Below are 15,075 nucleotides of genomic sequence, written 5' to 3'. Positions count from 1 at the left end.
GTAGATCTCCTCGTCCGGGGCGAAACGCGCATCACGCCGCTTCTCCTTCCCCTGTTGGCCGCCGCCGTGGCCCATACCGCCCATGCCGCCACCCATACCGCCCATCCCGGCACCCATCGCCGATGCCGGGATGGCACCGGACCCGCCGCCGCGGGCGCCGCCGCCGGGACCAGGTGCGACGGTCTCGGCGCCGACGTTGGGCTGCAACGGCATCGACGGGGCGCCACTGCCCCCACCGGATCCGCCACCGGAGCCACCGCCGCCGGCGCCGGCCGGGGAGATGCCGGGATCGTCGAGCCCCAGGTCGGGCAGGCCCGTCTCGGGCATTCCGGCACCGCCGGGCAGGCCGCCGCCCGGCAGGCCGCCGCCACCGCCGGGTTTGCCTGCGCCTGAGGGAGATCCGCCGCCGGACGGAGAGCCACCCCCGGAGGGCGAACCGCCTCCCGACGGGGAGCCGGCACCGGCCGGATTGCCCTGCGGTTGCCCGGCCGAGGGGTCCATGGACTGCGGTGATACCTGCGGCTGCGCACCGGCAGGCTGGCCGCCGCCGGCGGGTGAGCCGCCTCCGGTGCCGCTGCCCGAGCCTCCTTGCTGCGTCGCACCTCCGGTACCTCGACCGGCCTTCTTCTTGGCGTAGCCGGGGTCGGGCACCGTGGCCGGTGGGAAGTTCGAATGGCCGGCGTACTCCTCCCGCAGGTCGTCGGAACGCTCCTGCAGCTCGACCAGCGCACGCTGAACCTCGGCCATCGCGACACCCTGACCCGCGGGGTGGGCGGCGAGCTCGGCGAGTTGGGCCTTGAGCACCATGTACTGCGCGTAGACGACGGCGTGGTTGGCGAGCGCGACACTGTGCGCGGTCAACACCTGTTCGCCGGCCGCGGCCAGCTGGTCCCAGGCGTTCGCGAGTTCGCCGAGCCAAACCGCGTACTCGTTGAGCTGGGCCATGGCGGCGTCCGCGGCCTCGCCCTCCCAGTTCGTCGGAAACCCGCCGGTGTCGTTGCGTCTTGTCGCCGCGGCGGCGGCCGTCCACTGCGCGATGGCACCCTGCAGGGAGGCGCCGTGGTCGCCGTCGAGCAGATCCTGCTGAGTCTTTTCGACATCGGCGTAGCCGCCTGCGCTGACGGGCACGAACGGCGCCAGCTCCGGCACCGGCGTCACCTGCGTGTCGGGCTCGGGCACGGCGATGGCATCGACCGCTCCTGCCCGCTCGTCGCTGTCGAGCTTGGCCGCGTATTTTTCGTCGACCTTGCGGTACTCGCCTGCCGTGATCCGCAGCATCTCGTTGAGCTTCTGGTTCTGCTGGTCGGCCATCGTCTGGTACCGCGCCAGCGTTTCGGCGTTCGCATTGAGGTTGTCGACGGCGGCCTGCGTGTTCGGCAGGTTGTCGAGCTTCTGGACCTGGGTGTCCACCGGCGGCCATTCGGCTTGGCTGCGCAGCTCGGCCAGCGTGTCGAGCGAATCCGGTAGGACGCGAACTCCCGCGCTCATTACGCACTCTCCAATGCCATCTGGTACCGGCTCTCCTCACGCGGGTTGATCAGCCGGATGGGCAGCTGACTGTGCCGCGGAGTCTCGATGAAGTTGCTGCGCAGCACGACTCGGCCGACACCGGGGTGGGGTCCGAGATAGGTCGTGGAATTCGGCCAGGACACCTTGGCGACCTGCCCTATTCGCCCGTTGACGAAGCCGGCGAACTCGCGGAACTGCGGGCCCAGCGTCACCACCCCGCCGGCGGCCGCCGAACGGATCACGAACTGGGTGAACAGCCGGGCATCGCCCAGGTTGATGCTGACGTCGACATCGTCGAACGGCATGTACACCGGGTAACGGTCCGCGGTCTCACCGATGAGCACACCCGCCGAACCGATGGGCAGCTCGTAATGCCGGTCCGAAACCGGGCTCTCGCCGAGCAGTGCGGCCCGCTGACCACCGAACAGACACGAGAAGCCGCGTGGTGTCGAAGGATTGGCGAGTGTGGTCAGCAGTACCGTCGTCGTCGGCGCTTCCCCGGGCCGGATTCGCACCCGGGTGATGGTGTGATCCGCACGCGCCGACCACCACATGTCGGGACCGCCCGGCGCGACGTAGGCGGCGGTGAACGTGCTGCGGCCCTTGATCGATGACCAGGATTCCCGTTCGAAGCTGATCTCGGTGGCGCGGTCGAAGTCGTCGAAGCTGCGGCCGCAGCGCGCGTCGATTCCGTTGCTGGCCAACTGGTCCGCGATGCGGGTGGCCGAGGCCACAAGATAACGGGCCAGACCGGATACCCCGGTGTCCCGGCGCTGTGCGGGCCGCCGCGTCACTTCGGGATCGGCGCGCAGCACAATCCAGGTACGCCGGTTCGCCGGCGCCGGGTAGGGGCCCACGACCTGTTCGTAGAGTGCCACGAGGCCGGCCGGTGCCGACTTGCCGACCCGGTAACCCGCTGACACCACATCGGCTTCCAGTTCCGGGCAGTGCGCCCTGATCAACTGCTCGACGACGCGGGTGTCGATCACGTCGTCGGTGAAGGCCTCACCGTCGACCAGGACGGTCGGGGTGAACGGTCGGGGGATGAGTTCGATGATCGCGACCAGGAATTCGTCCTGCCAGCGAACCGCGACATGGTCGCCCGGTAACACGGTGGCTCCGACCGCCGGCGCTGAAGGCGGGGCAGGCGGTGTGGCAAGCCGGCGGCGCCAGGAGAACAGTGCCGCGATCCAGCCGGTGAACCGGCGGCCGCGCACGGTCAGCGTGGTGGCGATCGCGAGCAGCACGGCCAGCGTGATGCCGACCCACATGAGGTCGAGCGCGATGAACACCGCGATGGCGGCCGGGATGAGGACCGCCGCCCACAGCAGGTGTCCGGTGGTGAACCGGAACCCGAACTGGCCGAGGAACTCCTTCATCGGCGCCTCATGGCCCGTCGGGTGAGCGCACCGATCCCGAGGACCAGCGCCAGCCCGGCGCCGGTGAGCACCACGATGGTGATCGGGCCGCGGTCGGGCGGTTCGATGATCACCGGCGGCGGTAGCTGCTTGACGCGGTAGGGCGCTGCCTTCGGACCGGCCGGCACATCCCAGGTCAGGGCGGCCACCGGGTCGATGACGCCGGCGCCGACGTAGTTGTCCACACCGCCCCCGGGATGGCGGGCGGTGGCGGTGATCCGATTCATGACCTGGGCCGCCGTCAGGTCGGGGAACCGCTGCTTGAGTAGCGCGGCCAGACCCGAAACATACGCGGCGGCAAAGGAAGTGCCGGCGATCGGGATGGGCCCCTCGGCGCCGTTGAGGGCGTTCACAGGCTCGCCGCCGTAACCGAGCGCGGTGATGTTCTCCGCCGGTGCGGCGGCGTCCACCCAGGGCCCCGACATCGAGAAGGTGCTGGGCTGGCCGGTCTGCCCGATGCCGCCGACGGTGAGCACCAGCGGCGAGTACCAGGCCGGGGACACGATCGTCTGCACCTGTTTCCAGCCGCGGGGATCGTTGGGCGCGTCGGCTTCCGGCGGCGGATTCTGGGAACAGTCCTGGCCGGTGTTACCCGCGGCCACCACCACGATCGCCCCCTTGATGTTCACGGCGAAGTTGATCGCCGCGCCGACGGTGGCCTCATCGATCGGCCGCGTCGACTTGTAGCAGGCGGCCTCGCTGATATTGATGACCTGCGCACCAAGGTTGGCGGCGTGCACGATCGAGCGGGCCAGGCTGCGCAGCGATCCCGCGGTCTGGGTGGTGTTGGGATCATTGGGGTCGCTGCGGGAGCCGACGGGCTGGAAATTATCCGAGGTCTGGCGTAGCGACAGGATCCGCGCCTCCGGGGCCACGCCGACGAACCCGTCGGTGGGCGCCGGCCGGCCGGCGATGATTGCCGCGGTCAGTGTTCCGTGCGCGTCGCAGTCCGACATACCGTTGCCGGCCTTGTCCACGAAGTCGCCGCCCGGTTCGGCCGGCACCCGGGCGGAGCCATTGACGCCGGTGTCGATGACCGCGACGGTGACGCCGGCGCCGGTGGCGAACTTCTGCGCATCGGCGATCCGCAGGTAGTCGTTCGCCCACGGTTTGTCGATGAAGTTCGAGTCCGGGAAGGTGATCGGCGCCGAACACTGGCGACGCTGCTCAGTGGGCTGGTCAGGCCCCGTTTCGTCGGGCGGAACGGCGGCCGCGTCGATGACGGGCGGTTCGATCGCGACGGCCGGCGGCGCCGTCAGCAGGACGAGTGCCGAAGCGGCCAGCAGCGCACCGATGCGTCGCACGGTTGTTCACTCCCCCTTGCAGTCCCCGGATGCGGTCTGTGCTGGCACAACCCGCAGCAAAGTGGAGGCCGCCTACCGGCGGCGCATCCTGTCACGACAGCCTAAATGTGGACTTCCCATCCAGCTTTGCCAGAGTCATTTTACGGGGGTGCAGCTGGGGTTCGTTCCGCTTTCTCGTGGAGGCGAGCGACTACGGGCTTTCCAGGATTCGGTGGGCGACACCTGGGGTGAAGCTGATGTCAGGCGGTGAGAACATCGCCACCAGACGAGCAGAGGAGCCGGCGATGACCAGCTGGAAGGAGTACACCGAAAGCGCTGTGGCGATGAAGGTGACCAAGCACCTGATCGCGGCCAACCGGGTTGTCGACGATTCGGCGCTGCCGCCCGAGATCAACGAGCTTGTCAAGATCCGCGCCAGCCAGATCAACGGCTGCGCCTTCTGCGTCGACATGCACACCAAAGATGCCGCGGCGGCCGGCGAAACCGCGCAACGGCTGAATCTGGTGGCCGCGTGGCGGGAGGCGACCGTCTACTCGGATGCAGAGCGCGCCGCGCTGGAACTCGCCGAGGAGGGCACCCGTATCGCCAACGGCAAGGGCATCTCCGATGACGTGTGGGCGAACGCGCTGCTGAATTTCTCCGAGGACGAGATCGTCGCGCTGGTCTCGCAAATCGTCCTCATCAACGCGTTCAACCGGCTGAACGTCATCTTCGGACGACCGGGCGGTGACTACGTGGTCGGCCAGTTCGGCTGACCCGCATGGGATCAGGCGTCGAGATCCTGGGTCACCAGATCGGCGATGGTAGCCAGTGCCGCGGCGTCCTCCGAGGCGACCGTCACCTGCGCTCCGTTGCCGGCGCCCAGCGTCATGATCATCAGTGCGGAGCCGGCATCCACGGGTTCGCCACCGTCGACGGCGAGGGTCACCTCGACACCGGCGTTGACGACGGCCTCGGCGATGATCGCGGCGGGCCGGGCGTGCAGGCCGATGGACGATCCGACGGTGACGGTCTTCTCGGGCATGTGTTTCTCCTTGGTTGTTGTGGTTGTGGTTGAGGTGGTCAGACGGAGACAGCTTGGCGGGGCTTGATGAACTGCTTGGCGGCGACGACCGCCAGGGCGGAGACAACGGTTCCCGCGGCGAGGGCGACCAGGAACCACAGCAGGTTCCCGATCGCGAAGAACACAAAGATGCCGCCGTGCGGGGCCCGAAGCGTCACGCCGAACGCCATGCACAGCGCGCCGGTGATGGCGCCACCGGCCATCATCGAAGGGATGACGCGCAGCGGGTCGGCCGCAGCGAACGGGATGGCGCCCTCGGAGATGAACGAGGCGCCGAGAAGCCAAGCGGCGCGGCCATTTTCCTTCTCGGGCTCACTGAACAGCGCTGGGCGGATAGTCGTCGCGAGCGCCATGGCCAGCGGCGGGACCATACCGGCCGCCATCACCGTCGCCATCACCTGATAAGACCCGGTGGTCGCGGCCGCGAGGCCGGCGGTGGCGAAGGCGTAGGCCGCCTTGTTGACCGGTCCGCCCAGGTCGAAGCACATCATCAGGCCGAGGATGACGCCGAGCAACACCGCCGAGGTTCCGGTCAGCCCGTTGAGCCAGTCGGTGAGGCTGGTGTTGACCCAGGCCAGCGGCCGGCCGATCAGGAAGAACATGATCAGACCCACGGACAGTGACGCGATCAGCGGGATGATGACGACCGGCATGAGGCCGCGCAACCAACGGGGTACCTCTATGTTGCTGATCCACAGCGCGGTGAAGCCGGCGATCACGCCGCCGACGATGCCGCCGATGAAGCCGCCGCCGACGAACACGGCGAGTGCGCCCGCGGTGAATCCCGGTGCGATACCGGGCCGGTCGGCGATCGCGAAGGATATGTAGCCGGCCAGCGCGGGCACCAGGAAGCTGAAGGCAAGCCCGCCCAGGGTGAACAGGATGGCGCCGAGGTACTGCATCATCCCGCCGTCGGGCAGGTTGGTCAGCGAGTTGTTGAGTGCGATGTCCTGGCCGTTGTCCGCGATCTCGTACCCGCCGAACAGGAATCCCAGCGCGATCAGCAGACCACCGGCCGCGACGAACGGGATCATGTAGCTCACGCCGGTGAGCAGGATCTGTCGGGTACGGGTGCCCCAGCCGACGTTGGAGGAGCCCTCGGTGCCGCTGTCGGCAGTGGCGGAGCCCTCCACCTTGGCTGCCCGCGGATTGTCCGAGGCGGCAACGGCTTCGGCGATCATCGTGTCGGGTTCGTTGATGGCGCGTTTCACGCCGGAGGCGATCACCGGCTTGCCCGCGAACCGGCCGCGGTCCTTGACGCCCACGTCGGTGGCGAAGATGACGGCGTCGGCCGCGGCGATGGTCGAACCGGGCAACGGTGTGCTGCCCGAGGAGCCCTGGGTCTCCACCACGAAGTCGACCCCGGCCCGTTCGGCGGCCAGTTTCAGCGCGTCGGCCGCCATGTAGGTGTGCGCGATCCCGGTGGGACACGCGGTGATCGCCACGATGCGCTTTTTGGCGGCCGGCGCTTCGGGGGCGGCCGGCGCGGCAGCGGGTGCCGCGGCGGGGGCCGGGTTCACCACACCCTCCACCAGGGCGACCAGTTCACCGGCCGTGCTCGCCGAGCGCAGCGATTCCACGAACTCCTTGCGCACCAGCGCGCGGGCCAGGCTGGACAGCAGCTTCATATGCTCGGCGCCGCCGGAATCCGGTGCCGCGATGAGGAACACCAGATCGGCGGGCCCATCCGGAGCCCCGAAGTCCACCTTGGGGGACAGCCGGGCGAATCCGATGGTCGGTGTGTCGACATACGGTGACCGGCAGTGCGGGATGGCGATCCCGCCGGGCAGGCCGGTCGCGGACTGGGCCTCGCGCGCCATGGCGGCGGCGATCAGCCCGTCGGCGTCGGTGGTGCGGCCCGCGCCGGCCAGTAACCCGGCGATGCGGGCGATGACGGCCTGCTTGTCGGAGCCGGCGTCGGCGTCGAGCAGGACCAGGTCGGTGGTGATCACCGGGGGTGAACTGGACATGAAATGGCCTTCTGTTGTCAGGAGTCGGAACGGGACAGCGAAATGGCTTTCACTGGAACGGCTTTGAGATCGATGAGATCGGGTCCCGGCAATGCGGACCCGGGCAGCGATGCCGCGGCGCTGCCGTAGGCGACGGCCATCCGCAGCCGGTCGGGGGCATCCGCCCCGGACAGCGCCGCCCGGACATACCCGGCGAGCGCGGAATCACCGGCGCCGACGGTGCTGCGGGGGGTGATCGGGGGCGAGCCGGCCAGCCAGCTGCCGGACGGGTCGACGAGCACCGCCCCGGCCGCGCCGAGGGTGACCAGGATGGTGCGCGCACCGCGGTCGACCAGCTGGCGGGCCGCGGCAATCACCGGCATCGGATCACCGGCGGCGGCAGCGTCTTCCAGCGCTTGCGCGGAGGTACCGGTCAGTCCGGCGAGTTCCTCGGCGTTGGGTTTGATCAGATCGGGGGCGGCCGTGCCGAAGGAGGCGGCCAGCGCGGCCAGTGGCGCATCCGAGGTGTCCACCGCCACGAGGCAGTTCTTGTCGGCAAGCTGGGCGACCACATCGGCGTACCAGCTGACCGGCACGCCCGGTGGCAGCGATCCGGACATCACGATCCATTCGGCCCGATGTGCCGCTTCCACCACGGTGCGGGTCAGCGCGTCCAGGGCGTCGGCGTCGATTGTCGCTCCCGGCTCGTTGAGTTTGGTTGTGGTGCCGTCATTCTCGGTGATGGCGACGTTGGTGCGAACTGCTCCGCGGATGGGCACGGTGGCGTAGGGGACCCCGCAGGCCCGCAGCGCGGACAGCATGGGGTCGGCGTCGGCCGCGGGCAGCACGGCCAGCGCGTCCAGTCCGGCCAGCCCCAGCGCACGGGCGACGTTGACGCCCTTGCCACCGGGTTCGTCGGTCACCGAACTGATCCGGTGCACCGCACCCCGGGTCAGGGTGCCGGGCAGCGTGACGGTGCGGTCGATGCTGGGATTGGGTGTGACCGTGACGATCATGCGGATGCTCCTGCGCAGGTGACTTCGATGCCGAGGCCGATGAGCTCCTCGCGGGCGGTATGGGCGATCTCGGTATCGGTGATGAGTGCGTCGACACTGGAGATCGGCGCGAAGCTGTGCAGTTCTTCCCGGCCGATCTTGGACGAATCCGCGACGACGACAACGTAATTCGCACACTTGACCATGGCGCGTTTGATCGCGGCCTCCTCGCTGTCGGGGGTGGACAGGCCGTGCCGGACGGTGATGCCGTTGGTGCCGATGAAGGCGATGTCCACCCGGATCTGCTCGAGGGTCTGCAGGGCCTGTTCGCCGACGGTGGCCTGGGTGAGGCCGCGGACCCGGCCGCCGAGCAGTTGCAAGGACACCGACTGCACCGCGGACAGCCGGGCGGCCACCGGTACCGAGTTGGTCACCACCACGAGTTCGCGGTCGGTCGGGATGAGCGCGGCGACCCGGCTGGTGGTGGTGCCGGCGTCCAGCAGCACGCTGGCGCCGCCGACCGGGAAAACATCGGTGGCGGCCGCCGCGATGGCGTCCTTGTGGGCGGACCGGGTGGCGTCGCGTTCCCCGACGTCCTGCTCGACGAGGTGCAGCGCGCGCGCCGGGACGGCACCGCCGTGCACCCGACGCAGGAGACCGGCCTTGTGCAGCACGGCGAGGTCGCGGCGCACCGTCTCGGTGGTGACGTCGTAGGTCTGAGCCAATTCGGTGACCGACGCACGCCCCTGCTGCATCACCAGGGTGGCGATCGCGTTCTGGCGTTCCTCGGCGTACATGGTCTCCGTTCGGGGCTGGCTCACCGGCTCAAATGTTGATATATGTGGTTTTACGCTTGAATCTGTTGACTTGTCAATGCTTTCTTGTAATCTGAATCACATGAGCACTTCATCCGTGAATGAGACACAGGTTCTGACCGGCGTTCCGGTGGTGGCCGGGGTCGCCTATGCCCCGGTGATCCGGCCGGGCGCGCGGCCGACCGCCCCGGTGTCCGCCGCCGATGTGCCCGAGGCGGACCGGCCGGGCGAGGTGGACCGGCTCAAAGCCGCGGCGGCCGCAGTCGCCGAGCGGCTGCGCGACCGGGCGGCCCACGCGACCGGCGTGGCGTCGGAGGTGCTGGCCACCACGGCCGCGCTGGCCCAGGACCGGGCGTGGCTCCTGGACGCCGAGAAGCGGATCAAGGCAGGCAGTCCGGCCCACCATGCCGTGGGTGCGGCCATCGCCAAGATCTCTGATGCGCTGTCCAAGGCCGGTGACCTGATGGCCGAACGCGTGACCGACCTGCGGGATGTCCGTGACCGGGTGCTCGCTCAGCTGGCCGGGCTGCCCGAACCCGGGGTCCCGGTGCCGGATGTCCCCTCGGTGCTGTGCGCCGAGGATCTGGCGCCCGCTGACACCGCGGGCCTGGACCCGACCCTGGTGGTGGCGCTGGCCACCACGCTGGGAGGCCCGACGAGCCACACCGCGATCATCGCCCGACAGCTCGGCATTCCGTGCGTGGTGGCGGTGGACGGGCTGGACGCGGTGCCGGCCGGAGCGCAGGTGATGGTGGACGGTGCCCGCGGCACGGTGACGGTGTCCCCCGACGCCGAGCAGGCGCAGCGCGCCGTCGGCAAGGCACGCGAGGACGCCGCGCGCATCGCGCAGTGGACCGGACCCGGTGCCACCGCCGACGGGCATGCGGTCGCGGTACTGGCCAATGTCCAGGACGGTGCGGCGGCCCGGTCGGCGAGTCAGACGCCGGCCGAAGGCGTGGGGCTCTTCCGTACCGAGCTGTGCTTCCTGAACCGTGACACCGAGCCGACGGTCGAGGAGCAGGCGCGCATCTACGGTGAGGTGCTCACCGCGTTCGAGGGCCGCAAGGTCGTCATCCGCACGCTGGATGCGGGCTCGGACAAACCGTTGAAATTCGCCGGCCATACGGATGAGGCCAACCCGGCGCTGGGGGTGCGCGGCGTGCGCATCTCGTTCGGAAACCCGGGACTGCTGACCCGCCAGCTCGAATCGATCGCCGCGGCAGCGCAGGCCACCGGCAGCGACCCCTGGGTGATGGCGCCGATGATCGCCACCCCGGATGAAGCGAAAAACTTTGCTGCAGAGGCACGTTCCTTCGGGCTGACGCCCGGTGTGATGATCGAGATTCCGGCCGCGGCGCTGCTGGCCAACCATATCCTCGAGCATGTCGACTTCTTGTCGATCGGCACCAACGATCTGGCCCAGTACACGATGGCCGCCGACCGGATGTCGGCCGAACTGGCGACCCTGACCGACCCGTGGCAGCCCGGAGTGCTGGCGCTGGTGGAGCTGACCGCCCGCGCGGGGGCGGCCGTCGGCAAGCCGGTCGGTGTGTGCGGTGAGGCGGCCGCGGACCCGTTGCTGGCCTGCGTGCTGGTGGGGATGGGCGTGACGTCTCTGTCGGCGGCCGCGACCGCGGTGCCCGGCGTGGGCGCCGCGCTGGCCGGAGTCACGCTGGAGCGTTGCCGCGCCGCGGCCCAGGCGGTGGTACACACGGCAAGTGCCGCGGACGCCAGGTCCGCGGCACTCGCAGTGTTGGGGTAGAGCGGGCTAGAACCAGACTTTTCGCCCACCGACCGGACGGCCGACCGCGCCGAGGATCCACAGCACGACGCCGACCACAACGAGAATGGCGCCGATCGTGTAGAGGATCGACAGGCTGGTGAAGTATCCGATCAGCAGGAGGACGATGCCGAGCACAATCATGGTGATTTCCCATCCTTAAGGTGATGCTGTCGCGTTGTCGCTCAGGAAGAATTACCAAAACCGTCAAAATCCAAACCTGCCAGTCTTGATCAGGTCCCCTTCACGTTCAGAATCTGACGCAACGTGTGCTCCACCGCCACCAGATCGGCGGCATCGAGCATCACCTGATCGATGTCCTTGTACGCATCCGGGATCTCATCGACCCACTCCGCGCCGTGCCGGTACTCGATTCCTGCCATCCGATCCGCGAGATCGTCGGCGGTGAACCGCCGCCGCGCCTCGGTCCGGGAGAACCGTCGGCCCGCTCCGTGCGGGGCCGAGCACAGGCTCGCGGCATTTCCCTTGCCGCGCACGATGTACGAGCGGGTGCCCATGCTCCCGGGAATAATCCCGCGCACACCGACGCTCGCGTCGATGGCGCCCTTGCGCGTCAACCACACCGAACGGCCACCGTGTTCCTCGAGTTGGGTGTAGTTGTGATGGGTGTTCACCCGTTCGGCCTCGATCGCGGCTGTGTCGTCGGCGGGGACACCCATCCAATGGGCCAGCGTCTGGCGGAACCGGTCCATCATCTCGGCGCGGTTGTACAGCGCAAAACGCTGGGCCCACTGGAGGTCTCGCAGGTAGGCATCGAACTCGGGGGTGCCCTGCAGGAGGTAGGCGAGGTCGCGGTTGGGAAGGTCGATCTCACGCTGTGCGCACTGTCGCTTCGCCTCGTTGATGTGATGCTGGGCGATTTTGTTGCCGACGCCGCGCGACCCCGAATGCAGGAACATCCACAGCCGGGACGCCTCGTCGACGCACAGTTCGATGAAGTGATTGCCGCCGCCGAGCGAGCCCAGCTGCTCCGGCCACTTCGGTGAGTGCGTCAGGTCGACGCCGTCGGCCTCGGCGCGGGAGCGCAGATCGGTGATCCGCTCCCGGGTGAACGGGTAGCGGTCGGTGCCGCGGTTGTAGTTGCCGGGCGAGAGCGGGATCGCGGATTCAATGGATTCGCGCAGCGCGGCGAGATCGCGGCCCTCGGTGTCGGAGAGCGTGAACACGGTGCGCGCGGCGATCATCCCGCACCCGATGTCGACCCCGACTGCGGCGGGTATCACCGCGTCGATGGTGGGGATCACGGTGCCCACGGCGGACCCCTTGCCGAAGTGCGCATCCGGCATCAACGCCACGTGTGGGTGCACGAACGGCATCGACGCCGTCTGCTTCGCCTGCTCGATCGTGTTGTCGTCGACCAGCGAGGCGAAGTTCAGCAGCTTGTGGCCGCTGATCTGCTGAATGGTCATAGGAGTGATTGTCACTGCGTTGTCCAGCGGTTATCCCGCCCGGAATGAATCGGACCGCGGTCCGGTTAAACATTGCATGCCTGCCATCACAGCCGATACGCTGACCCTGCCCCGCATCGCGGCGGCGTCACCCACCGAGACCGAGCGCCCCGTGCGCTCCATCACCACCGGCCCCCGCGGCTACGAGGGCGAAGGGTTCCCCGTCGTGCGCGCCTTCGCCGGCGTCAGCGCCGCCGACCTGGATCCCTTCGTGCACATGGACCAGATGGGCGAGATCGAATACCAGCCCGGCGAACCGCGCGGCACCGACTGGCACCCGCACCGCGGCTTCGAGACCGTCACCTACATGATCGACGGACGTTTCGCGCACCAGGATTCTCATGGCGGCGGCGGTCTGATCACCGACGGTGCCACCCAGTGGATGACGGCCGGGTCCGGCATCCTGCACATCGAAACCCCGCCGGCCGAACTCGTCGAGAGCGGCGGGCTGTTCCACGGGGTCCAGCTCTGGGTGAACCTGCCGCGCAAGGACAAGTTCGCCTCTCCGCGTTACCAATCCATCGAGGGCGGCGCCGTCGAACTGCTGTCCTCGGAGGACGGCGGCGCACTGGTGCGCGTCATCGCCGGTTCCATCGGCGAGCACGCCGGGCCCGGCCAGACGCACACCCCGATCGCCTTGGCCCATGCCACCATCGAGCCCGGCGCGCGCCTGAACCTGCCCTGGAACCGCCAGTTCAACGCGCTGGTCTACGTGCTGTCGGGGCGGGGCACCGTGGGGCCGGAAGGCCGGCCGATCCAGCAGGGTCAGCTCGCGGTGCTGGGATCCGGTGACCGCATCGACATCGCCGCCGAGCCCACTCAGGACGGCAACCGCCCGGCGCTCGAAGTGCTGCTGCTGGGTGGTCGGCCGATCCGCGAGCCGGTCGTCCAGTACGGGCCGTTCGTCATGAACTCCAAATCGGAGGTGCTGCAGGCGCTGGAGGACTTCAACGCCGGCCGGTTCGGGTCGCTCCCGCCGAACGCGCTCACGCCGCACCGGGCGCGCTGACCGGCTCCTGGGAGTTTGCTGAAAGGTCGATTCAGTGTGACTTCGCAATCATCCCTCGGTAGTGGAGCAGGTGATCTGTGGCACAATTTGACTGTGCCACATATAGCCAGCAGAGGTCCGGGTCGTCCGCCTGCCGCTAAGGCAGCGGAGACCCGGGAGCGCATCCTGCAGGCGGCGCGCGAGGTATTCAGCGAACTCGGTTACGACGCAGCAACATTCCAGGCCATCGCGGTTCGTTCGGATCTGACCCGCCCGGCGATCAATCACTACTTTCAGAGCAAGCATCTGCTGTACCGGGAAGTGGTGGAACACACCAACGCCGTGGTGGTGCGGGCCGGGATCGAAAAAGCCCGCTCCGAGCCCACCCTGCTGAGGCGGCTGTCGGCCTTCTATTCGGTCGCCATGCAGGCCGACAGCAAGGACCGCTCGGTCGCGGCCTTTCTGGTGACCTCGGTGCTGGAGGCGCAGCGCCATCCCGAACTCAGCCAGGACGAACACGATCCGCTGGCGAACTCCCGGGCGTTCGTGCAGTGGGCCGTCACCGATGCCATCCAACGCGGTGAACTGACCACCGACACCGATGTGTCGACCTTGGTCGAGATGCTGGTCGCGGTGATGTGGGGGATGGGTTTCTATGCCGGGTACGTCGGGAGCCATGACGAGACCGCGGCTGTCGTCGCGCAGCTGGAATTGCTGATGGCTAACAAGTTGTGGACGCTGTCGGAGTAACTGCGCGGCGGCGGCAGCGGATAGGCCACCTAACTATTCGGTAGCATCGGGACATGAGCTCACTGCGTACCCACGATGACAGCTGGGACATCGCGTCCAGCGTAGGAACCACCGCCGTGATGGTCGCCGCAGCGCGAGCCGCCGAGACGGCGAGCCCCGATCCGCTGATCAGCGACCCCTACGCGCGCATCCTCGTCGAAKGCGCGGGCGGCGGGGTGTGGGGCCTGATGATGGACGAGGAATGGGTGGCCCGCGCGGTCGACATCGATCCCGAGGGCGCCGCGATCTTCGCGCACATGGGCAGCTACCAGGCCGTGCGGACCCGATTCTTCGACGACTTCTTCACCGCGGCCGGCGGCGCCGGGATCCGCCAGGTGGTGATCCTCGCGTCCGGCCTGGACTCGCGCGCCTACCGGTTGGACTGGCCGGCGGGCACCACCGTCTTCGAGATCGACCAGCCCAAGGTGCTGGAGTACAAGGAATCCGTGCTGACCGAGCACGGCGTGCAGCCGACGTCGACCCGTCGCGAGGTGGCCGTGGACCTGCGCCACGACTGGCCGAAGGCGTTGCGCGAAGCCGGATTTGACGCGGCCGAGCCAACGGCCTGGTTGGCCGAGGGCCTGTTGATGTACCTGCCCGCCGACGCGCAGGACCGGCTGTTCGCTCAGATCACCGAACTGAGCGCCGCGGGCAGCCGGATCGCGGCCGAGACCGCTCCGACGCAAGCCGAGGAACGTCGCCAGCAGATGAAGGAACGGTTCGAGGTCATCAAGGAGAAGTTCGGCATCACCGACAGCCTCGACGTCGGCGAGCTCATGTACAACGACCCGGACCGCGCCGATGTCGCCGAATGGCTTGGCGCCAGCGGGTGGGACAGCACCGCCGTGCAATCGGCCGCCGAGATGCGTCGGCTCGACCGCTGGGCGCTGCCCGACGGCCCCGATGCGCCCGCAGACGACGCGTTCTCCCAGTTTGTGACCGCCACACGACGCTGACTGCGTAATTCGGGTCTTATGGACCGACCGACCGGATGGT

General features: G+C 68.7%; 14 protein-coding genes. 5 read left to right on the top strand and 9 right to left on the bottom strand.

Translation table 11 applies throughout. The annotated features are described in order from the left end of the window. From AC1DTF_RS18080 to mycP, 3 genes are all read right to left on the bottom strand, one after another. Window positions 1-1,488: PPE domain-containing protein (locus tag AC1DTF_RS18080; RefSeq protein WP_477475056.1), on the bottom strand; the 1,488-nt coding region annotated here is incomplete at its 3' end. Next, window positions 1,488-2,888 carry a type VII secretion protein EccE gene (gene eccE, locus AC1DTF_RS18075; RefSeq protein WP_057169100.1) on the bottom strand — a complete coding sequence of 467 codons (1,401 nt, stop codon included), beginning with the start codon at window positions 2,886-2,888 and terminating at the stop codon, window positions 1,488-1,490. The genes AC1DTF_RS18080 and eccE, both read right to left, overlap by 1 nt. Further along, window positions 2,885-4,231, bottom strand: a complete 1,347-nt coding sequence (gene mycP, locus AC1DTF_RS18070; protein WP_057169099.1) for a type VII secretion-associated serine protease mycosin — start codon at window positions 4,229-4,231, stop codon at window positions 2,885-2,887. Before mycP ends, eccE begins: the two co-directional genes overlap by 4 nt. A gap of 284 nt (window positions 4,232-4,515) precedes the next feature. Here mycP and AC1DTF_RS18065 point away from each other — a divergent pair, with 284 nt between their 5' ends. Further along, window positions 4,516-4,986, top strand: a complete 471-nt coding sequence (locus AC1DTF_RS18065) for a carboxymuconolactone decarboxylase family protein (RefSeq protein ID WP_477475055.1) — start codon at window positions 4,516-4,518, stop codon at window positions 4,984-4,986. An 11-nt stretch (window positions 4,987-4,997) separates the two neighbouring features. Here the strand turns inward: AC1DTF_RS18065 and AC1DTF_RS18060 are convergent, their stop codons facing one another. The 4 genes from AC1DTF_RS18060 to AC1DTF_RS18045 are packed head-to-tail and all read right to left on the bottom strand — an operon-like array spanning window position 4,998 to window position 9,035. Continuing rightward, complete coding sequence (locus AC1DTF_RS18060; RefSeq protein WP_057169097.1) at window positions 4,998-5,255, bottom strand: HPr family phosphocarrier protein; 258 nt, start codon at window positions 5,253-5,255, stop codon at window positions 4,998-5,000. Window positions 5,256-5,293: 38 nt separating this feature from the next. Further along, entirely contained in the window at window positions 5,294-7,264 is a 1,971-nt protein-coding gene (locus AC1DTF_RS18055) for a PTS fructose transporter subunit IIABC (protein WP_477475054.1), read from the bottom strand. 17 nt (window positions 7,265-7,281) lie between these two features. Continuing rightward, window positions 7,282-8,259: a 1-phosphofructokinase gene (gene pfkB, locus AC1DTF_RS18050; RefSeq protein ID WP_477475053.1), complete on the bottom strand. Its 978-nt coding sequence runs from the start codon at window positions 8,257-8,259 to the stop codon at window positions 7,282-7,284. Next, a complete protein-coding gene (locus tag AC1DTF_RS18045; protein WP_477475058.1) occupies window positions 8,256-9,035 on the bottom strand; it encodes a DeoR/GlpR family DNA-binding transcription regulator in 780 nt (259 codons plus the stop codon). The genes pfkB and AC1DTF_RS18045 overlap by 4 nt, the downstream gene beginning before the upstream one ends. Before the next feature lie 100 nt (window positions 9,036-9,135). Between AC1DTF_RS18045 and AC1DTF_RS18040 the strand changes: the two genes are divergently transcribed. Next, on the top strand, window positions 9,136-10,815 hold the full coding sequence (locus AC1DTF_RS18040) for a phosphoenolpyruvate--protein phosphotransferase (protein ID WP_477475052.1): 1,680 nt from the start codon (window positions 9,136-9,138) through the stop codon (window positions 10,813-10,815). Between the two features lie 6 nt (window positions 10,816-10,821). On the opposite strand, the gene AC1DTF_RS18035 is transcribed toward AC1DTF_RS18040, so the two are convergent. Further along, window positions 10,822-10,977 (bottom strand): hypothetical protein, encoded by a 156-nt coding sequence (locus AC1DTF_RS18035; RefSeq protein ID WP_105363062.1) that lies wholly within the window; start codon window positions 10,975-10,977, stop codon window positions 10,822-10,824. Between the two features lie 89 nt (window positions 10,978-11,066). After that, window positions 11,067-12,263 carry an RtcB family protein gene (locus AC1DTF_RS18030; protein ID WP_477475051.1) on the bottom strand — a complete coding sequence of 399 codons (1,197 nt, stop codon included), beginning with the start codon at window positions 12,261-12,263 and terminating at the stop codon, window positions 11,067-11,069. Window positions 12,264-12,339: 76 nt separating this feature from the next. On the opposite strand from AC1DTF_RS18030, the gene AC1DTF_RS18025 reads away from it, so the two are divergent. From AC1DTF_RS18025 to AC1DTF_RS18015, 3 genes are all read left to right on the top strand, one after another. After that, window positions 12,340-13,311, top strand: a complete 972-nt coding sequence (locus AC1DTF_RS18025) for a pirin family protein (protein ID WP_477475050.1) — start codon at window positions 12,340-12,342, stop codon at window positions 13,309-13,311. Between the two features lie 93 nt (window positions 13,312-13,404). Further along, window positions 13,405-14,040: a TetR/AcrR family transcriptional regulator gene (locus AC1DTF_RS18020; protein ID WP_057169091.1), complete on the top strand. Its 636-nt coding sequence runs from the start codon at window positions 13,405-13,407 to the stop codon at window positions 14,038-14,040. 53 nt (window positions 14,041-14,093) lie between these two features. Continuing rightward, on the top strand, window positions 14,094-15,035 hold the full coding sequence (locus AC1DTF_RS18015; RefSeq protein ID WP_477475049.1) for a class I SAM-dependent methyltransferase: 942 nt from the start codon (window positions 14,094-14,096) through the stop codon (window positions 15,033-15,035). Window positions 15,036-15,075 lie beyond the last annotated feature (40 nt).

It is taken from the genome of Mycobacterium sp. P4_H6 (assembly GCF_056400845.1).
The sequence above is the reverse complement of the archived record's forward strand: the minus strand, read 5'-3'. Positions and strand labels throughout refer to the sequence as shown.